13 protein-coding genes are annotated in these 21,310 nt (G+C 60.0%); 5 read left to right on the forward strand and 8 right to left on the reverse strand.

Annotation, left to right across the window (positions count from 1 at the left end; genetic code table 11):
* Positions 1 to 120: 120 nt before the first annotated feature.
* Complete coding sequence (locus AC1ROI_RS24880; RefSeq protein WP_102593863.1) at positions 121 to 1,188, reverse strand: ArsO family NAD(P)H-dependent flavin-containing monooxygenase; 1,068 nt, start codon at positions 1,186 to 1,188, stop codon at positions 121 to 123.
* Positions 1,189 to 1,398: 210 nt separating this feature from the next.
* Here AC1ROI_RS24880 and AC1ROI_RS24885 point away from each other — a divergent pair, with 210 nt between their 5' ends.
* Positions 1,399 to 4,239 (forward strand): cation-translocating P-type ATPase, encoded by a 2,841-nt coding sequence (locus tag AC1ROI_RS24885; RefSeq protein WP_256580160.1) that lies wholly within the window; start codon positions 1,399 to 1,401, stop codon positions 4,237 to 4,239.
* A gap of 66 nt (positions 4,240 to 4,305) precedes the next feature.
* On the forward strand, positions 4,306 to 4,758 hold the full coding sequence (locus AC1ROI_RS24890; RefSeq protein ID WP_102593865.1) for a hypothetical protein: 453 nt from the start codon (positions 4,306 to 4,308) through the stop codon (positions 4,756 to 4,758).
* Positions 4,759 to 4,806: 48 nt separating this feature from the next.
* Here AC1ROI_RS24890 and AC1ROI_RS24895 read toward each other — a convergent pair whose 3' ends face one another.
* Positions 4,807 to 6,171 carry an erythromycin esterase family protein gene (locus tag AC1ROI_RS24895; protein ID WP_102593866.1) on the reverse strand — a complete coding sequence of 455 codons (1,365 nt, stop codon included), beginning with the start codon at positions 6,169 to 6,171 and terminating at the stop codon, positions 4,807 to 4,809.
* Positions 6,172 to 6,523: 352 nt separating this feature from the next.
* On the opposite strand from AC1ROI_RS24895, the gene AC1ROI_RS24900 reads away from it, so the two are divergent.
* A complete protein-coding gene (locus tag AC1ROI_RS24900; protein WP_102593867.1) occupies positions 6,524 to 7,168 on the forward strand; it encodes a c-type cytochrome in 645 nt (214 codons plus the stop codon).
* A gap of 72 nt (positions 7,169 to 7,240) precedes the next feature.
* Here AC1ROI_RS24900 and AC1ROI_RS24905 read toward each other — a convergent pair whose 3' ends face one another.
* The 4 genes from AC1ROI_RS24905 to AC1ROI_RS24920 form a co-directional block, all read right to left on the reverse strand.
* Positions 7,241 to 7,888 (reverse strand): BON domain-containing protein, encoded by a 648-nt coding sequence (locus AC1ROI_RS24905; RefSeq protein WP_077749865.1) that lies wholly within the window; start codon positions 7,886 to 7,888, stop codon positions 7,241 to 7,243.
* Between the two features lie 125 nt (positions 7,889 to 8,013).
* Complete coding sequence (locus tag AC1ROI_RS24910; RefSeq protein WP_154504316.1) at positions 8,014 to 8,157, reverse strand: hypothetical protein; 144 nt, start codon at positions 8,155 to 8,157, stop codon at positions 8,014 to 8,016.
* Position 8,158: 1 nt separating this feature from the next.
* Positions 8,159 to 9,505, reverse strand: a complete 1,347-nt coding sequence (locus AC1ROI_RS24915) for an HlyD family type I secretion periplasmic adaptor subunit (protein WP_083377026.1) — start codon at positions 9,503 to 9,505, stop codon at positions 8,159 to 8,161.
* Entirely contained in the window at positions 9,506 to 11,239 is a 1,734-nt protein-coding gene (locus AC1ROI_RS24920; RefSeq protein ID WP_102593868.1) for a type I secretion system permease/ATPase, read from the reverse strand.
* Between the two features lie 314 nt (positions 11,240 to 11,553).
* Between AC1ROI_RS24920 and AC1ROI_RS24925 the strand changes: the two genes are divergently transcribed.
* Positions 11,554 to 12,240, forward strand: coding sequence for a response regulator (locus AC1ROI_RS24925; RefSeq protein ID WP_010459343.1), 687 nt, complete (start codon positions 11,554 to 11,556; stop codon positions 12,238 to 12,240).
* 12 nt (positions 12,241 to 12,252) lie between these two features.
* Here the strand turns inward: AC1ROI_RS24925 and AC1ROI_RS24930 are convergent, their stop codons facing one another.
* A complete protein-coding gene (locus AC1ROI_RS24930) occupies positions 12,253 to 13,737 on the reverse strand; it encodes a sensor histidine kinase (protein ID WP_102593869.1) in 1,485 nt (494 codons plus the stop codon).
* A 400-nt stretch (positions 13,738 to 14,137) separates the two neighbouring features.
* On the opposite strand from AC1ROI_RS24930, the gene AC1ROI_RS24935 reads away from it, so the two are divergent.
* Positions 14,138 to 20,536, forward strand: coding sequence for a peroxidase family protein (locus tag AC1ROI_RS24935; RefSeq protein ID WP_172962158.1), 6,399 nt, complete (start codon positions 14,138 to 14,140; stop codon positions 20,534 to 20,536).
* Positions 20,537 to 20,605: 69 nt separating this feature from the next.
* Here the strand turns inward: AC1ROI_RS24935 and AC1ROI_RS24940 are convergent, their stop codons facing one another.
* Positions 20,606 to 21,307 (reverse strand): VIT1/CCC1 transporter family protein, encoded by a 702-nt coding sequence (locus tag AC1ROI_RS24940; protein WP_077749866.1) that lies wholly within the window; start codon positions 21,305 to 21,307, stop codon positions 20,606 to 20,608.
* Positions 21,308 to 21,310 lie beyond the last annotated feature (3 nt).

Here is a 21,310-nt window from a genome sequence, read left to right on the forward strand (position 1 = left end):
CGGGCTGCCCGTCTTTGATTTAAGTCAGAGACAGGGGAAACAGTTTTGCCGGCGTCGGCGAGTTATTGACGAAGGACCCTGGGGGGATGAATCGCCCCATCGCGGCGATCACCCCTGGATTCAATGTTCGGTTAAAAATCTGTCGATTTCTTCCACGGTGCTGCGTGCTGTGCGCGTGACGCCAATCAGTGTCGCGGAAGCGGCGCCGGTCCAGTCGCCATAGCCCACCAGCCACAAGCGCGGCTCTTGAATGGAATGCGTGCCTTCGACGGCCACGCGCCCATCGGCGGTGCACACGCCCAGTGATCCCAGATAGCCGAGGGCAGGGCGGAAACCGGTGCACCAGATCACCGCGTCGACCGGCGTTTGCGAGCCATCGGCCCACTCCACGCCAGTGTCGGTAAAGCGCAGGAACGGCCGAACCGCGTGCAATACACCGCGCTCCCGGGCTTCGACGACGGGTGGCACCATTACGATATCGCCCAAGCCACCGACCGGTTGTTCAATGACGGTGCCGGCGAGTTGGGCTTTCCAGCGTTCGGTGGCGCGTTCGAACAGCACTCGGCCATCGACGTCATCGGCGAGAAACTGTGGCGGCTGCGGCGTGACCCAGGTGGCGTCCGCCACTTGCGAGACTTCAGCGAGGATCTGGGCACCGGAGTTGCCGCCGCCCACCACCAGGACTTTTTTGCCGGCAAACGGCTTGGCGTCGACGTAGTGGGCCGAATGCACTTGTTGGCCGGTAAAGGTTTCACTGCCGGGGTAGTGAGGCAGGAAGGGATGGCGCCAGGTGCCCGTCGCGCTAACCACCGTGCGGGCCAGCCAGCTAAGGCTATCGGTCTTGACGAGCAGCCGATTATCCCTGCGTTCAATAGCGTTCACCCAATAGGGCCGCGCGGTAGGGAATTGGTAGCGTTGCTCATACTCGCGCAGGTAATCGAGGACGTTGTCGCGGCTTGGGTAGCCGTCCGTGACCGGCGGCATCATCCAGCCGGCGATGGAGCTCCAGGTCGAGGGTGAAAACAGGCGCAGGGAATGCCAACCGTGCCGCCAGGCGCCGCCCGGCCCGGCTTCGGCATCAATAATCACAAACGAACGCCCTGTTCGGCGCAGAAAGTAAGCCACGGCGAGTGCGGACTGGCCACCGCCGATAATTGCGACGTCCACTTCGGTGGGGGTAGAAGGCATGGCGAATCCTCAGGGCGCAAAGTCACGCCAAGATACCCGATGCGGATCGGCTATTTGTTGATGTTGCTCAAGCGATTAATGCAGCGGCTCATTCAGGGAATGCTGCACTACGCACTCAACCGGTTATCGTCACCTATCATTTCGGTGCATTCGCGTTCGTTACGCTATCAATGGATCAACGGCTCACGCTCCGTTGTAAAAGGGGATCAGATGAATCGCGCAGTTGAGAGTGGTAAACGCCGTATCGTTTCTCCCCACCTCGAAGACGTCGAAACGCTTGTCCGCGAGCTGGACGCTGATCTGCGCGTGGGCTTGTCCAGCGCGCAAGCCCAGGCCCGTCTGAGTCGTGACGGACCCAATGAGTTACGGACCCAACCGGTCAAGCCTGCCTGGCATTATCTTCTGCGGCAGTTTCAAGATCCGCTGGTGTACCTGCTGCTTGTCGCGGTGGGCATCACCCTGGCCACCTGGTTGCTGATGGACCGTCAGGAATGGCCGGTCGATGCGTTGGTGATCACGCTGATCGTGCTGGCTAATGCGTTGCTGGGGTTTTTCCAGGAAACCCGCTCACAGCGAGCTGTTGCGGCGTTGGCCAACCTGACCCAGACCTCTTCTTCCGTCATCCGCGACGGGGCCCTGACGCGAATCCCCAGTCAGCAACTGGTGGTCGGTGACCTGCTGGTGTTATCCGAGGGCGATTCGGTGGGCGCCGATGCTCGCCTCATCCAGGCCAATGAATTGCGCGTACTGGAAGCGTCACTGACCGGAGAGAGTGAAGCGGTGTCGAAAAATACCGCGTGTTCAAGCACCGAGGTGCCTTTGGCAGAGCGCGCCAATATGATTTTCAAGGGCACAGCCATCGCCCAGGGGACGGGAGTCGGCATGGTCACGGCGGTCGGTATGGCGACTGAAGTCGGGGCCATCGCTCATCTGCTGGATGTCACGCCCGAAGAGGTCACACCTCTGCAAAAGGAAGTGCGCGCCATAGGGCGGATGCTCGGCATTGCGGTTCTGGTGATCGCTACGGTGGTCGTCGTGGCCGTGCTGATGCTCACTGACATTCAGACGGTCGACGATGTGCTGCGGGTTTTGCTGCTGGGTGTGTCCCTGGCGGTGGCGGCGGTGCCAGAGGGGCTGCCTGCCGTTCTGTCACTGGTGCTCGCCTTCGGCATGCTGCGCATGGCGCGCAGCAAAGCCATCATCAAGCGACTGTCTTCAGTGGAGACCCTGGGGTCTGCATCGGTCATCTGTACCGACAAGACCGGCACGCTGACCCGTTCCGAAATGACCATCCAGCAAACCATGACTGCGTCGGGTAAAGGAGTGGTCAGCGGTGTCGGCTACGCCCCGCAAGGGCAGATTCATCACCAGGACCTGCCCTTGAGTGGGGGGCCGGTGCACAGCGAAAACGTGCTGTTATTGCGCGGCGGCAGCCTGGCTGGCAATGCCGTGCTGGCGCAGCAGGAAGACGGCACCTGGGTGGTTCAAGGCGATCCGACCGAGGGTGCCTTTCTGGTGGCGGAGCGCAAGCTCGATGCGCCAGCGCGCAGCGTGAACCGCTTCGAGCGTGTGGCTGAAATACCCTTTACCTCTGATCGAAAAATGATGTCGGCCCTGGTCATCGATCATGAGCACAACGACGAGCGGCTGCTGATCAGCAAGGGCGCGCCCGATGTGCTCCTCCAGCATTGCACACAAGTCCAGGTCGGCATGGATGTCGTGCCACTCACCGACGACCTGCGTGCAAAAGCCGTGGTTGATGTGAATGAGTTGTCGGGCGTGGGATTGCGCACGCTTTCCGTGGCGTACCGTCCCTTGGCCGCTGGCGAGGAGGTCACGAGCGGTGAACCCCTTGAGGCCGGCCTTGTTTTCATCGGTACGGTCGGCATCAGTGACCCGCCGCGTGAAGAAGTCGCGCCGGCCATTGCCGAAGCCCATCGGGCAGGCATCCGCATCATTATGATCACCGGTGACCATCCGCGAACGGCTGCGCGCATCGCCGAGGATCTGGGCATCATCCAGGCCGGTGCCGGGGCGTTGACCGGGGCCGATCTGGATAAGCTGGACGATGCGGCCCTGGCCGAGGCGGTCCGGTCGACCTCGGTCTATGCCCGTGTGGCGCCCTCGCATAAGTTGCGGATTGTCGATGCGCTGCAAGCGCAGGGGCATGTGGTGGCGATGACCGGCGATGGTGTGAATGACGCTCCGGCACTGAAGTCAGCCGACATCGGCATTGCCATGGGCATTACCGGAACGGAGGTGACCAAGCAGGCGGGAAAAATGATCCTGGCCGATGATAACTTCGCGACCATCGTATTGGCCGTGCGTGAAGGCCGCGGGATTCTGGACAATATCCGCAAGTTTCTTCGTTACTTGCTGTCTTCCAATATGGGCGAGGTGCTGACGGTGTTTCTCGCCGTTGTGGGGGCCGGCGTCATCGGCCTGGTGGATGAGAACGGCGGGATCATCCTGCCGCTGCTGGCCACGCAGATTCTGTGGATCAACCTGGTCACGGATGCGGCACCGGCCATCGCCATGGGCCTTGATCCGCATAGCGAGGATGTCATGACACGCAGCCCGCGCAAGCCTTCGGACCGCATCATCGACACACGCATGTGGGTGGGGGTGTTCGAGGTGGGGCTGGTCATGGCATTGGCGAGTTTGTTAACGGTCGACTGGATGCTGCCGGGAGGGTTGATACCGGGGGATGCGTCGCTGGAGGAAGCACGCACGGGCGCTTTTACCGTCCTTGTTTTGGCGCAGCTGTTTAACGCGTTGAACGCGCGCTCTGAATCAACCAGTGCGTTTATCGGCCTGTTCGCCAATCGATGGCTCTGGGGCGCCATCGTCCTGGCCATGGTCTTGCAGATTGCAGTGGTGCACTGGGCGCCACTCAACAAGGCGTTCGGCACGAGTGCATTGACGCTCAGCCAGTGGGGTCTTTGTCTGGCAATGGCGAGCCTGGTCTTCTGGTTCAGCGAGCTGCGCAAGCTGTGCAGGCATTGGCACCGTGCAAGACGAGAAGACAGGACACAACTGCACTCAAGTTGATCAAGATCAAACGGCATTTGCTGATCGGCGTCATTGTTTTAATAAACATGGGCGAGAGCTACGGTCATGACAGACAACAAACTCGTCAGCAGCGGGGTTCACGTGACCCAAGGCAGAGGGACGGCACTCGGGCAGTTGCGCTGGCCGGGTCCCCGTTCCTGGAAACGTGAGGCAACCTTCCTGGTGGCGATCCTGATGGGGCTGACGGCGGGATACTTTACGGTGTCTCACTTCGCCTCCCAGGCGGCGCAAGACTTGGCAGACAGGTGCACAGCGCGTTTTGAGATCGAGCTTGAGAATGCCGACATCGATTCCCTCACAAGAGCCCTGCCTCGGTCCTTGTGTGAATGTCTGGCGAATTCGCTCCTCGACAAAAACGGCATTGCGCGGATGGCGATGGTCAACTGGCGCCTGCTTGATCCGTTGGCCCTTGAGCCGGTGACGGAAAAGGATGAGGACAGTTGCATCAACGCGCTGTGGGTGCCCAGTGTTGAATTGGCCAAGCGCCTGAGCCTTTGAAGAAGGGGCACCTCGCAGGGGAGCCGCTTTCATCGATCTTGCTGCGCCTCACAAACCAAACGGAAAGGTCTCGTCCTCCGGTTCGATCGCCTGGCCTTTCGGCAGCGCCAGTGCGGTCACGGGGCGGGTCTGTTCGATCCAGATCATCGCGTCAAACTGGTCGGCCAGCGCCGCCTCGAAGTAATGGCTGCGACGCTCGGTTTCAGGACGATAAATCACGCCGATGGCCCGCTCCAGCAATGGCTTGCTCAGGACGCGACGCAGTTCTTTGCGGCGCGGGTCTCGCCAGTCGGTCAACGACGCTGGAATGCCGGCTTTGAAAAACTGATGCTCCCAGCTGTCCGGGTGCGAGGGCCTGATGTCCTTGATGAGCAGGTCGCCGTCCCAGTCATCGGCCGCCGCCACCTGGCCCCGGTCGGTGCTCATGCCAATCAGCACGACCTCGCGACCAAAGGCACTGCGGCATAGATGACCGATATTGAACTGGCCCTTCCAGCCCATTTCGGTGGCGGCCGCATTGCCGATATGGGAGTTGTGCGCCCAGACCACGGCTTTGGCGTGGGCCCCCCGATGCTCAAGCAGCCGCTGCAGGGTGTCGAACATATGCCGGTCGCGCAGATTCCACGAGGCCGTCGAGCCTCGATAAATCGCGCGGTAGTATTGCTCCGCTGCCTGCACCACCCGGGCGTTTTGCGCCGCATTGAAGAACCCTTCATCATCCCGGACGAGCCCGGCCAGTTGTTTGGCCAGCATGGCGTTGAGTTGCTCGACCACCGGCTGTTCGCAGGGCATCAGGCCGCCGCGTTCGACGAAGTGACCGTACAGCGCCGGATCATCCTGCCACGGCGTCAGGCAGCCATAACGCCGCCGTGCTTCGTGGGCCAACTGCGGGTCGATCTGGTCCAGGTAGCGCAGCACTTCATGAATGGAGTTGCGCAAGCTGTAAATGTCGAGGCCCCGGAATTCGACACGACGTTCAGGGGCGAGTGAGTGATTGAATTGATGCAGCCAGTGGACGAATGACCTCACCTCGGCATTGCGCCACATCCAGGTCGGAAAACGGCTGAAAATGTGGCGTTTCCACGCCGAACGGGCCAGGCCCCGGACGTAATGGTCGACATGGCCGGCGTCCGGCCAGTCGGCTTCCACCGCCACAATGTTGAACCCGTGGTGTTCAATCAGCCTTTGGGTGATCGCTGCCCGGGTTTCATAGAAGTCGCGGGTGCCATGGCTGGCCTCACCGATCATGACGACACGGGCATCGGCGTAGCGATCGAACATTTCACCAAAGGTCGATGAGTTCCGCGTCGGCAGGGGTTCTGCGTATTGACGCAGGAGCGGTGCGATGGTGGCCACGTCGATGTGTCGAGGAGAGCCATCCCTGTCCGGCGAGTCGTGGGAGGGGGTGTTCATGACGGTTATCCCCTTGAGTCAGGTCACTGCCACAGGCCTGGCGTGCGTCTTCCATCAGATGCTTTATCGTCTGGTGGGTATTCCAACACCTCGATTCAGACAAATGATTGAGTTTGATCAACAAAGGGGGCAATGCCTTGAGCGATGGTGTTTGAGACAGCGTTCCCGGCACACGGGATATAAGGCGAAGCGATGGCCTTTAGTTCGAATCAGGCTGAACGGTTCGTTGTCATTGACCTGTAACGGGCGGCCTCTGGCTAAGCTCAATTCAGAGGGTCACTCCGACAGCCTCAAGGTGTGACGGGCGTGTATTGATCGTCGAATCGAGGGTGAGACCATGGAAGCCTGTGACATGAAGCGTACTCCCCGCCAATCACATCGTTTACTTGCCATGTGCATCGTGACGTTGATGGGCTGCACGAGTAGCAACGAGCAGACCTCGCAAGACGCGTCAGCCATGTCCGGTGTCGCCATGGTGGATCAGATCTGCTCCTTGTGTCATGGCTTGACGGGGGAGTCTGTCTCACCGATGTTTCCCAAGCTGGCCGGGCAGCAAAAAGAGTACCTGAAGCTGCAACTGGGCGACTTCAAGCGGCATCTGCGCAGCGATACATCCGGGGCTCAGTACATGCGCGGGTTTGATCATTTGACCGAGACCCAGATCACCGAACTGGCCGATTATTTTTCACGTCAAAGTCCAATGAAGGCGGATGCCGACAGCGCCGATGCCCGGGGTGAATCCATCTTTGGCAACGGCATTCCCGAGTCCGGCGTCGCTCGGTGCGGTTCGTGTCACGGTGCTGGCGGGGAGGGCAATGGCCGGATTCCCCGGGTGGCAGGTCAACATGCGGAGTATGCGATTCGCCAGATCAAGGTGCTGCAGCAGACGGAGCAGCGCCCCCGTGACGACTCGATGAAGTCGTCGAATCATTCACTGTCTGAGGCGGACACCGAATCTGTCGCTCGTTACATGGCGACACTCGGCGCCAAACCATAATGATCTTTGAGTCTCAGTGATGAACCTCACGGCTGTAGCCCGGGGAGATTGCACACTCCCCGGTGCCGTGACTCAGGCGAGCAGTATGTGATCGATCACCTCTTTTACACCGGGTACTGACCAGGCCGCCCGTTCTGCAACCTGACGCTGGCGCCATAAATGGACCCGGCCTTCGAGAATCACCACATCGCCCTGGACCTTGACGTGTATCCCCTCGGCTTCTACTTCGGCATTGCGCTTGAGTGCTGCTTCGATGCTGCGCTGGATATTACCGGCGTCGACCCGGGGACGAAGGGCAAGCTGATTGTCGATGCCCAGCACGCCGGACAATTTGCGCACGGCCCGTTCCGCGGTTTCTTTTTGGTATTGCCAGTCCACTTGGCCTTCCAGGGTGACCCACCCATGTTGCACGACGACTTTGATGTCGCCTTCGGGCACGTCGGAACTCCAATTAATAATTTTCAACGCGCGACTGGCGATGGTGTCATCTGCCGTGCCGGCGCCTTTCTCGGGGCGGATCTGAATTTCTTCGGCGACGGCGCGTACGCCTTTGAGGCTTTTGACGGCGCGCTCTGCATCGATTTTCTGGGCGTAGGTGGAAACGTGACCGGTGAGGGTCACCACACCATCGTCCACGGCCACACCAATGTTCGCAGCATTGATTTCAGGCTGGAATTCCAGTTCATCCAGGATGGCATTACGCAGACTCAAGTCGTTCATGATGAAGTCCTCTGTGAAGGGCGTGAGACAGGACGGACCGTGAGCGCCCGATAAGTCTTTTCTACGCCTGAACGACGAAAAATCCTTGAGGTATATCAATAATGCGGCCGACAGGCCCGCGGTGTTCAAAACGCCAACTTCGGTCCCGGGCAGGCATTGGCGCTGGCGATGTCGTCATCGTCCAGCGCGTCCATATCCGCCGCCAGCCGCAGGTTGGCCAGCAGGCGCAACAGGGCGAAGAAGCCGATGAACCGAGCGCGGCTGCTCAAGTCATTGCTCCTTGAACGCACTGTTGACCCGGTCCAGCAGCGGCTTCAACAGATAGCTGAGCATGTTGCGTTCACCGGTCTTGATGGTGACTGATGCGGGCATGCCCGCGCGGATGTGATTGCTGCCGAGCATGGCCATGCCGGCGGGCGTCACTTCGATCTGCGCCAGGTAGTAGGGTTGTTTGTTGTCGTCGCTGACCAGGCGATCGGCGGAAATGGTCAGCACCTGGCCCGGAATGTTCGGTGTCTGCACGTGATTGAACGCGGGGAACGAGATGGTCACCGGCAGGCCTGGCGTCATCCGGTCGATGGCTTGCACCGGCACCATCGCGTCGATTTGCAACGGTTCGTGGGCCGGCACGATTTCCATGATCTTGAAACCGGGCGCGATCACGCCGCCGATGGTCGAGACGTTCAGGCCCTGGACCACACCGTCGATGGGCGAACGGATCACCGTGTGCCGGACCTGATAATCCAGGGCCTGCAACCGGTCGGTCAGGGCGCTGTTTTCCTTCTGCACATCGGCCAGCAGCGACTGCACTTCCTTGCGGTAGTCGAACCCCCGCTGAAGGATGCGCAACTTGATTTCGGCGACCTGGCCCCGCGCCCTGGCAATGTTGTTGAGGTTGTCGGCCTGGGAGGCATTGAGATCAGAACCGGTGCGTTCCAGTTCGAGCATACGGTTGCGCGGCACATAGCCTTCGGCGGCCAGTTGCCGTATCCCGACCAGTTCCTGATTGAGAAACCCGAGCTGTGTCGAGCGGGCACTGTAGACGTGTTGCAACCCTTTGATCTGTGCTTCGGCGGAGTTTTGCGATTCGCGCAGGATACCAATCTCGCCCTCAAGGGCGGCGCGGCGCGTGGTGAACAAATGCCGTTGCAGGAGGATCGCATTGTTCAGGTGCTCGCTGCCGGCGTAGCGCTGCAACATGGCGGGGTCGAAGATGACCTCGGGTACGCCGTCACGCTCGGCTTGCAAACGGTTTTCCATGGTTTTGGTGGCGATGAACTGAGCGTTGACCACCCCTTGTTCCGAGAGCGCCTGGGTGGCGTCGAGCCGCACCAGCTCCTGATCCTTGCTGACGCTGTCGCCTTCGCGCACCAGAATCGCTTCGACACTACCACCGGTAAGGTGCTGGATGGCTTTGCGGTTGCTGGTGACCTTGACCGTGGCGGTGGCGACGATGCCGGCGTCCAGCGGGGCCAGCCATGACCAAAGCAGAAATCCGCCAAAGCCGAGGATCACTAGCAGCACGCCCCAACGAGCCAGGCGGTGGTCGTTGATATCGATATTGGCCGCCGCGCGGACCAATTCCTGGCTACGAGGATCAAGACTCAAGGCGCCCATTTATTCTCTCCCGCGAACGGCTGACAGGGTGGGTGCGCCGACGGGCAGCACGCTGGTTTGACGCAGTGCAGCAAACACTTCGTCCCTGGGGCCGAACAATTGCGTGCTGCCTTCGCGCAGCATCAGGATTTTGTCGACGGTGCCGAGGATGCTCGGACGGTGGCTGATCAGCACCGTGGTGCACCCCCGGGACTTGAGGTCTTCCAGCACCTCGATCAGGGCTTTTTCCCCGGCGTCGTCAAGGTTGGCGTTCGGCTCATCGAGCACGATGATCGACGGTTCACCATAAAGTGCACGGGCCAGGCCGATACGCTGGCGCTGTCCACCGGACAGCGGGTTACCGTCTACATCCAGGGTCGTGTCATAACCGTGGGCAAAGCGCAAAATCATGTCGTGCACACCGGCCCGCTTGGCTGCCACGATCACGGCATCACTGTCGACTGCGCCGAAACGGGCGATGTTGTCGGCAATCGTGCCTTCGAACAACTCCACGTCCTGGGGCAGGTAACCGACCCAGGGACCGAGCTCTTCCTTGTTCCACAGGTAGACGTCCACGCCGTCGAGCCGCACTTTGCCGCTTTGCGCCGGCCAGATGCCCACCAGCAGCCGTGCCAGGGTTGATTTGCCCGAGGCGGACGGGCCGATGATGCCTAGGGATTCACCCGGCGACAGGTTGAAGTGCGGTCCGCGAAGGATCGATTGGCTCATGCCCGGCGCCCCGGCGTGCAGGTGTTCAACCGAGAGCATGCCCAAGGGCCGTTGCAGCTTCATCGCATCGGCCCGGGGCGGAAACTCCTGCAGCAATTGCTTGAGCCGCGACCAGGCGCGGCGGCTGGTCAGCAATTGCTTCCAGGCGCCGATCAGTTGCTCCACGGGGGCCAGGGCGCGGCCGCTGAGGATCGAGCTGGCGATCATCATGCCTGGGGTGATCGAGCCTTCGATCGCCAGCAGGGCACCGGTGCCGAGGATCAGCGATTGCAGAGTGATCCGCACGAAACGCGCGAGGCCGCTGATGTAGGCAGCCCGATCGGAAGCCAGGGTTTGCATTTCGAGAATCCGCAGGTGGCTGCCAAACCAGCGCTGGGTGATGGCAGGCAACATGCCCATGGCTTCAATGACTTCGGCGTTGCGCAAATTGTTGTTGGCGAAAGTACCTGAGATTTGTGACGCCAGGTTCGCCTCGTTCAACGGCTTTTTGGTGGCGATTTCGGTGAGCCAGGTCAGGGACACCAGAATCAGCGAACCGCACAGGGTGACGATCCCGAGCAAGGGGTGGATCAGGTAGGCGACGAACAGGTAAATGGGCGTCCACGGCGCATCGAAGAACGCAAACAGCCCGTTGCCGGTAAGAAACTGGCGTACTTGCGCGAGGTCTTGCAGGGCTTGCGCGGGATTACCGCCGGTGCGTTGCAGATTGCGCTCGAAAGCGGCGGTGAACACGCGACGGTTCAGGGCCATGTCCAGTCGATTGCCGACTCGGATCAGCACCCGCGTGCGCACCACTTCCAGTATGGCCATCAGGGTGTACAAACCGATCATCAGAAGGGTCAGCATCAGCAGCGTGGTGACATTGCTGCTGACCAGCGCCCGGTCATACACCTGCAGCATATAAATGGCCGGCGCCAGCATCAGCACGTTGATGACACCACTGAATCCCGCCAGCGAATAGAACGTATGGCGCAACCGAAAAAGCAACTCGGCAAACTCGGATCGCTGCTGGTTTTTCTTGTTCATCGGAAGGGTCCAATGCCGTGGTTTTATGTACCTCAGCGTAGGAGAACGACTGTTGGTCGGATGACGTCCCGATCCAGTTTTTACGCGTCAATATTTTATTGACGCTTTTGACAGTGTTTAAAAACAACGGGTTGGGCGCTGTACTGTGAAGCGCTTGTAATGAAGTTGGCTTGTTGGCGATCAAATTTCGTGCGACTTAAGTCTAGTTATCGTCCTCGAAGCCTGCGGCGCTTGCGACCAGTGCCCTGCATCCGCCGGGGTTAGCTGCTATTAATCAATAGTGTTCGAATAATTGACCCTGTCAGGAGCGCGTCATGAACCCTTTCATACGGATTGGCATTGTCGATGACCACCCTATGTTGCGTGAAGGCGTGGCCAATACGCTGAGGAAGAGGACGGACTTACAAGTCGTGGAGCAGGGGGGCAGCGCGGACGAAGCCCGGGACATCGCTCTGCGATTGAGACCGGACGTGATGCTGATGGACGTCAATATGCCGGGCGATGTGTTTGCTGCCGTGCGGTACATTTCGACCCAACTGCCGGACGTGAAGGTGCTGATGCTGACAGTTTCCGAATCCGAAGATGACGCTTATTCAGCGCTCGAAGCGGGTGCTCGTGGTTATGTGTTGAAAGGGATCAGCGGACCGGATCTGGTGCTGGCAATTCGCTCGATCTCCAGGGGTGAAACGTACATCACCCCTGAATTTGCCAAGAAGCTGCTGAGCAACTTCAGAAAGCATGAAGCCGAAGTCCGCAAGATCGACCTCACCCATCGGGAGGAGCAGATCATTCGTGAAGTCTCAATGGGCTTGACCAATAAGGAAGTCGCTTCAAAACTCTTGATCAGCGAAAAAACCGTCAAGTACTACATGACTTGTGTGATGCAAAAGCTGCATGCCCGCAACCGTGTCGAGGCTGTCACCGCCCTGCGCCGCTATTGGGAGCGCGAGGCTATGGATCGCCTGCGCATCGGGACAGTAAATTCTCACTTGGATGTATAGGGTGGCCCCTGACTAAAGCTTGAACTGTGCATTTACCGAAGTGCCGGCAGCGGATGAATCGATGCTGAACAGTCCTCCCAGGGATTCAACGCGATAACGCAAACCGGCCAGCCCCAGTCGGATTCTTCCCGCTGTGTCGACCACCATGGCGTCAGCCGCCATGCCCGGTCCATTGTCCTTGACGCTGATGTGTAGCAACCCGTCCATGTAATCCGCGCTGATGGCCTGGCCGTGGCCATGGGCATGACGGTAGGCATTGTTGAGGGTTTCCTGCACGAACCGGTAAAGACACAATTTGAGTGGCAGTGAAGCCTCCTCGGGCAGCACCCCCAGGGTTAATTTGACCTTGGTGCCGGTGCGTTGCTCGTGTCGTTGAGCCACCAGTTGAAGCTGCTCCTGCAAGCTAAGGTCGTTGATTTCCGGAAGCGCCAGACCCCGTGATAATTCCCGCACCTCACGCAATGCATCGGTGGCTGCACCTCGGATGGTTTCCAGGGATTCCTGATCGACTGCCGTGCAGTTCTCGGCCAGGTCATCGAGCCGGATCAGTATCAAGGTCAACAGCTGTGCCGGCCCATCATGCAGGTCTGCACCGATGCGGCGCAGGGTCAGTTCGTTGATCCGCGAGAACTCCTCAGTCGCCGTGGTCATCTTGCGCTGGAGCGCGGCATTACTGATGCGCAACCGTGTTTGCTCCAGTAGCCGCAGCCTCAAAGCCACTTGCTGGCGCTGGATGATCGTGTCACCGCGCCTCACGAGGAAGAACAGTAGCGTCAGCATCGCCAGTGTCGCGGCGCCCACGACCATCCACACCTGCTGGCGGATGCGCCTGATCTCCTGTTCCAGGCTGTCGGCCTTTTCATAGAACTCGCCCACGGCAATGATTTTTCCGGTATTGAACTCGCGCAGCGGTGCATAAATTTCATAGAGCGGCACATTCATATTGCGCTCGAACTGGTTCTCTTCCTGTTTAAGGTCCTCGAGGTCGGTCACCACGTTGCCTTTGAGCGCATCGGCAATCTCTTCCATCGGGAACTTGCGATTAGTAATGGATTTATCTGTGCTGTAAACCACCGTGCCGTCGGGTCGCCAGATCTTGATCGAGACGATGTGCCGTTTCAGTGAGTGGGTCTCCATCAAGCGGTCCAAGGATTTGACGCTTTCGGTCGAGAGGACATTTTCGCGACTCAGCTCCTGCACATAGGGCTCCAGAAACGCTTCCATGTAGTGTGCGCCGGCCTCTGCGGCGCTTTGTACGGCGGCTCTCTCTATTCGCTCACTGACCAGTTCGCCGACGAAAAACATCGTCAGCCCCAGAATCAGTGCGGCGGCAATCACGAACTGCGTAGAGCGGCTTAGCTTGCGTGCCTGAACTATCAGTCGGCTGCGCATCGGATTCCGACGACGATCAGGTCCAGGTATCGTCCCGTCCGGGATCTCACTCGGTTCAGCGACAAACGTCTCGGTTTCCGGGTGGGCTTTTGAGTCATTTGCCATCGCTTCAATTCCCTGGTCATAGCTCGACGTTGATTGAACAGCCTGCGCGTCACCGGATATCCGCAGCGTGTCATGTTCAAGCTGCCTGTACGAACAGGCTCACTATAGATGGACAATCAGTACAGCACGCGACGGCTTGTTGTGTGGCCTGGAACGGCCTGCCAAACCAGGGGGATTCGTACTTCAGTGGCCGACCAAGGTCAGGTTTGCACCTGCGACTTAGGTCCCGATTCTTGATTGGACCTTCGCATCTATCGCTGTTCGTTCACCTCCCGGATGCTTTAGATGACGAATTAACGATTTGGAATCCAGCTGACAGGCTGCCCGAAAGGTTGGGATCAAGGCCAGGTCAGTCATGACGGATCTGAAGTTTGAAACCCAATTTGACAGGTGAAATATCATGGCCACGCGCTATATTTTGAAACCTTTTCGATTCAATCTTTCCGATCTGGACTTCATGCGGGATCAGATTGACTTTCGTCCGCTCTACGATGCGGATGGCAACGCGATTGTCGATTGGAGCGGGTCGAGTGCGATATACGATGCGCAACACCGGTTAATCTACGATCCAGGCAGCACACCCCTGAGCCAGGCACAGATTGACAGTAACCTTGCGATGTATGGTCACTCCTACGCGTCGGTGACGGCCTCTCAAGGCCTGCGCGATCCGTCGGGGCTGAACAACAACCTGTACCTGGTCAATGCCACTTGGGGATCAGCCGATCAACCCTTCCTGCAACGCATGGCGGTGTCGTTCGATCATTACGTCAAGCCCATGGCGGGACTTGGCAGCGACCCCAACGCGTTCTACGCCAATACGTTTACAACCAGCCCCGACCCTGCGGCGGCGGACTACACCAAGCGAGGCGACAACCTCGCGACGCCGATCAATGAGGCGTCTCCTGCTCACGACGTTGTGGATTACACGCCGCGCATGATTAGCCGGTTAGTCACCACCGCAGACGTTACCTTCCAGACGGAGCCCGGTAGCACTCACCTCGTCAAGGACGTCAACGGTTTCACCCAGGTGACTGACTACGGCATGCTGGAAGCGCTCGGCCAGCAAGACGCCCAACGCGGCTATGACTTGCAGTTCGATGCCAACGGCAATCCGGTCTGGCAGCTGGATGGCAATGGCAATCCGGTCACTGACCCGCTGACCGGCGCCAACTTACAAGCGTATTCGTCTGTGCCAAATGATGAGTTCTTCATCGGCGCACAGAACCCTGGTGTGTCACCGGTCAATGGCTGGTTTGTCCTGTTCGGCCAGTTTTTCGATCACGGCCTCGATTTCATCGGCAAGGGCGCAGACGGCACCAAAATCACGATCAACCTGTCCCCGGACGATCCGCTCTATGGCGTGATCAACCCCACCACCGGCCAGCCTGCCACCAAGATCGTGATTTCCCGCGCTGATGTGAGCGGCTTCACCGCCGACGGTACACCGCAATGGAACAACCACACATCGCCCTATATTGATCAGAGCCAGACCTATGGCTCCGACCAGGAAGTCACCGATCTGCTGCGAGCGTGGGTGTCCACCGATGGCGGTATCACCTTCCATGCCGGCGCCCAAATGCTGGACGGCAACACGTCGGTCGCCTGGAAGAATGCGTTTGGCGAAACGACGCACGCCACGCTGCCTACGCTGAACGAACTGCGTGCGCACCTGATGCTCACCCAACGTGCTGACTTGACCTGGGAAGACGTGCTCGATCTGCGCAATCGCGACGCGGCTGGCAACGTGGAAACCGGGGCCGAGGCCGGTAACTCTGGCCAGGCGCTGATTCTTGATATGAACCCGCGCTTCGACGAGGCGCACTTCAAGAACCCGTTGAACCCTGAGGCTGCGACTGATTTCCAGGCCAATATTGCGACCCTCCAGGCTGCGGCGCTGGCGTTGGGCGCCGGTTATGAGTTCGCCTATGTCGACGGTGCTGGCCCCAATGATGGTTACCTGGAACTGAAACTGCCGGCCGGCGCCATGGGCCCGGGATCACCGGCGGTGACGCTGACGGGAGCCAGCGCATTGGCGCTGTGGGTGAATTTCAGCGACTTCAGCATCAAGACATCGATGCAGGCGGGACCCACCGTGATCGCACTCACTCCAGAAGTGCACGCCGCCGTCGGCGAGCTGTTGATGGCGGCGGTGGGCGATCACTACATTGCCGGTGACGGCCGAGTGAACGAGAACATCGGTCTTACTGCGGTACACCATGTGTGGCACGAAGAGCACAACTTCCAGGTGCGCAACATTCAGGAAGCCGTTGCGGTCGAGGACTTGCGTCAGGAGCGGCTCGATCAGGCGGGTACTTACAACCATGACCTGCTGCATGAGTGGCAGGTATCGGTGGTCACCCAGGCGACAGATGTCGTGGCGGCCGGGGTGAGCGTGGTCGGCAATCACTACGAAGATGCACAAGGCAATTACGTTTACGCCGGTGGTGCCATCGCCTGGGACGATAACAAACTGTTCAATGCAGCCAAAATCACGGTCGAGATGGAGTATCAGCATACGGCGGTGGACCAGTTTGCCCGAACCATCACACCCAACATCGCCGAGTTCGTGGGCTACAACAGCGGCGAACAAGCCGATGTGAGCCTGGACTTCTCGCAAGTGGCCTACCGCTTCGGCCACAGCACCCTGCGCGAATCAATCGACCTGATTGATCCGTCGGGAGGCATCACCAGCGGTGTGATGCGCGTTGCACTCGAGCGAGCTTTCCTCACCCCTGAGCTGTTTGCGCAAAAGGGCGCGGCCGCTATCGCCCTGGGCATGACCCACCAACAGGCGAACGAGGTTGACGAATATGTCACGCCAGCGCTGAACCAGGGTCTGCTCGGCCAGCCGCTGGACCTGGCTGCGATCAACATCGCCCGTGGCCGCGACGTCGGCATCCCTACACTCAATGAGTTCCGCGCGGCCATCGGCCTGAGCGAATACAGCAGTTGGGCCGACTTTGGCGCCAACATGATCCACCCGGACAACCTGGTGAATTTCATTGCGGCTTATTCGTTCGACGGCAACGTCGCACGCGCCGCCGCGCTGATCGGTCTGGAGAACGGCACGATCTCCGAAGGCAGCACCGAAGCCCAAGGGTATACGTACAACCAAGCACTGGATTTCCTCAACAACACCTTCAACAGCCCCGCCGACGCGGGTAGCTATGGCGTCGACGGCTTTCAACACATCGACACTTGGTTGGGCGGCCTGGCGGAGGTGCACGTCACCGGGGGCATTCTGGGTGAAACCTTCGACACGGTGTTTGTCGACCAGATCAGCCGACTGATGAACGGCGACCGCTTTTACTACCTCTATCGCCTGGACCAGTTGCAGATGGGCGAGGGCATCGTCAATGAACAGTTCAAGGACATCGTCGAGCGCAACACTGGCGCCGAGCACCTCAATGGCAGCGTTTTCGCCTATGCCGACAAGTACTACGACCTGGCGCAGAACGAGGTCGCCAATGCCAAGACCGAGCACAAATACGCCGATGCGATCAAGGCTTACGAGGATGCTCATCCTCTCTACGCCGCCGATGGCATTACGGTGATTGGTCACCAGTCGCTGGGCGTTTATTCAACCCGGGGCAATGCCACCACCAACAACGGCGACATCGTGACCGTCAATGGTGTGCAGTACATCCGTGACTTCCGTGTCGAAGACAGCGCCGCGACCTCTGGCACCACGGCGATCAACGGAGGGGGAAATCTCGACGGCACGCTGAACAGCGGTGCCGAGTCCCACGAGGTGATAGTGGCCAGCGACAGTAACGACCTGATTTACGCCTGGGGCGGTGACGATACGGTCTATGGCGAAGGCGGCAACGACATAATCTACGGCGGCAACGGTATCGACCGCCTGTACGGCGGTGATGGCAACGACCGCATCTACGGCGGCGATGGCGGCGATCTGCTGGACGGTGGCGCCGGTGACGACTACGTGAGCGGCGAACAATCCGCCACGGCAGCGGCGGGCATCGACCAGATCATTGGTGGCGAAGGCAATGACATCCTGCACAGCGGTGTCGGCATCGACAAGCTGTCGGGCGAATCGGGTGACGACTTCCTGTTCGGCGAAGGCGATACCGATGCCTTCACCCACGGTGGTGATGGCAACGACATCCTTGACGGCGGTGCCGGTGGTGATCTGCTGTGGGGGGACGGCGGTGACGACCTGATCATCGCCGGCGACGACCAGGATATTTCGGGCGGCCTCGATGGCGACGATATCTTGCGCCCGGGGGCCTTCTCCCAAGCCATGGGCGGTGGGCCGGACGAAGTACTGGGTGGCGACGGCAAGACCGACCTGGGCAACGATGGCAAGGGCATTGGATTCGACTTGATCGACTTCAGCGACCATGCCAAGGCCCCCCAAGGTCTCACGATCGATTTCTCGACCCAACAAAACCCGGCGGTGGCCATCGACTTGACCACTCCGTTCCCTGCGTGGGTCGGTATTGAAGGGGTCATTGCCAGCCAGAACAACGACACCATCCTGGGCGATGCGAGCGGCAACTGGCTGATCGGCGGCAGCGGCAATGACAAGCTGGTCGGCGGCATTGGCAACGACGTGATCGTCGGTGACGGCATCCGTCTGGACAGCCTGATCGGCACCTACGCCGGTGGTTACGACAATTATCAGGATGGCGCCAATTACCGTGCTGCCGGATTTATCGGCACCAACGGCCTGCTGGACGCGGTGGGGCCTGGCTACGACAAGCACTTCACCGAGATGCTGAAGTCGGCCACTTTCGAGAATCTGGAATTAGGCGGTAGCCAGGTCACCCGTTTGTGGCGCAATGGGGTTGCGAGTACCAATCCTGCCGATCTCGCCGATAGCGTCACGGTCGGTGACGGTGGCACGGCAGGCGTGTCGGACATGGCAATGTTTACGGGCAACCGGTCGGAATACACGATTCAGAGGATCAACTTTCTGACCCAGCATCAGGGGCTCATCACCGCCTTCAAGATCACCGACAGCGTGGCGGGCCGCGATGGCAGCGACATTGTGGTTGGCGTGGAGAAACTGGGCTTCGCCGACCGCACGGTCAACCTGAGCATCACCAATCATCTGCCGACCGGTAATGTGGTGCTGTCGGGCTATGCCACTTCGCCGACCACGCCAAGTCGTCCGGTGCCGGCCCAATACCGGCTGACCGCGAACACCTCGGCCATCCAGGACGCTGACGGCTTGCCTGGGCCAAGCGGGTTCTCCTATCAGTGGCAAGCGCTGGTGGGTGCGACCTGGTTGAGTATCACCGGGGCGAATGCGTCAACCTTTGCGCCCACCTCGGCGCAGTTCGGCCAGCAACTGCGGGTGATCACCACGTACACCGATGACAGCGGCTCGGTGGAACAGCTGACGTCGGCCCCGTCGGAGGCAGTCGGGCGCTTGATCGAGGGCACCAACTTCTTCAACAACACGCTCAATGGCACCAACTTTCAGGACATCCTGATGGGCTACTCGGGCAATGACATCCTCAACGGTGGCTTGGGCTCCGACGTGCTGGACGGCGGCACGGGCAACGACACAATGCGTGGCAATACCGGCAATGATGTCTATATGCTCGATGCCAATGGCGATGTGGTTCAGGAGAATCTGAACGAGGGCACCGATACTGTCATGTCGTCGGTCAGCTACACCCTGGGCGCCAACGTTGAAAACCTGACCTTGCTGGGGGCGAACAACATCAACGGCACCGGTAACGCACTGGACAACGTTATCAATGGCAACAGCGGCAACAACCAGCTCACTGGCTTGACGGGTAATGACACGGTGTTCGGGGGCGCGGGCAACGATGCGCTTCTGGCCTCCTTGAACGATGGCAACGACCACTATGACGGCGGTGCGGATGTCGACACCTATGATTTGTCGGCCACGTCGGCGGCGGCCACGGTGGACTTGCTGGCCGGCACCTCAACCAGTGCCCAGACTGGCAGCGACAGTCTGACCGGCATCGAGAACGTCACCGGCAGTTCGGGCAACGATCACATTCAGGGCGACGGGGTCAGCAACCTGTTGCAAGGCCAGGGCGGCAATGACTGGATGGACGGTGGCAGCGGCGCCGATACGTTGATTGGCGGGCAAGGCGCGGACAGCCTGTTCGGTGGGCTTGGCAATGACACCTTCCAAGCGTCGGTCAATGACGGCAACGACAGTTACGACGGCGGTGGCGACACCGATACCTACGACCTGTCGGGGACCTCCGCCAACGCATCGGTCAACCTGCTCACCGGCCTTGCCAGCAGTTCGCAAACCGGCAATGACACCTTGACCGGTATCGAGAATGTGATCGGCGGCAGTGGCGCCAACACCCTGACCGGTGACGGTGGCGCTAACGTGCTGACAGGCCTGGGAGGCAATGACACGCTCGGCGGTGGTGGTGGCAACGATACTCTGGTCGGTGGCGCGAACCGGGACTCCCTGACTGGTGGAGCGGGCGATGATCTGTTTGTCTTCTCGGCCATTGGAGATTCAGGTCCGTCAACCCTTACCCGAGATGCAATTACCGACTTTACCCAAGGGCAAGACCGCATCGATTTGTCCCTGATCGATGCCCGGACCTCCGGCGCAGGTTCCGCCGGTAATCAGGACTTCACCTTCCTCGGCGAGTGGAACGGCGCCGGCAATGAGTTCAACAACCAGGCGCAATTGAAGTACCACTTCGTTAATGTCGGCGGGGTCGATCACACCTATGTGGAGGGCAATGTGAACAGCGGCAATGGCGCCGACTTCCAGATTGATCTGGTCGGGCATGTGGCCCTCACGGCGAGTGATTTTGTCGGCGTGGTTTAGGTTGGCAGCGTAAAAAGGGCGCCCCTTTTCACTAAGGGGCGCCCTTTGTTTTTGCGGGAGGGACGTGTGCTAGACCACAGCGCCAAACAAGTGCCCCACCAGTGCCGTAACCGCCATGGCCAGCGCCCCCCAGAAGGTCACCCGCCATGCCCCGGTGATGACCTTGGCGCCGCCGGCCCTGGCGGCAATGGCGCCCAGCGTCCCGAGAAACACCAATGACATGCCCGATATCCAGGGCACCACGCTGAGCTCCGGCGCGACAAACGTCACCGCCAGGGGCAGGGCGGCACCCACCACAAAGCTGGCGGCGGAGGCGAGGGCGGCCTGCAAGGGTTTGGCGGTAAGGGTGGCGCTGATACCCAGTTCGTCCCGGGCGTGCGAACCCAACGCATCATGGGCCATCAATTGATCGGCCACCTGATGCGCCAGTTCGGGTGATACGCCACGGTGCATGTAGATGTTGGCGAGCTCGATGTGTTCGGCTTTCGGGTCACTGGCCAGCTCGGCCCGTTCGCGGGACAAATCGGCACGCTCGGTATCCGCCTGGGAGTGTACGGAGATGTACTCGCCTGCCGCCATGGACATGGCGCCGGCCATCAGTCCCGCCATGCCCGTGACCAGCAACGTGGCGTGGCTGGCGTTGGCGGCGGCGACGCCGATCAGCAGGCTGGCGGTGGAGACAATCCCGTCGTTGGCCCCCAGGACGGCGGCGCGCAGCCAGCCGATACGATCACTGCGGTGGGATTCGGTGTGTCTGTGCATGAATTTCATGGT

The sequence above is a fragment of the Pseudomonas sp. GW823-FHT02C02 genome, from assembly GCF_058797635.1.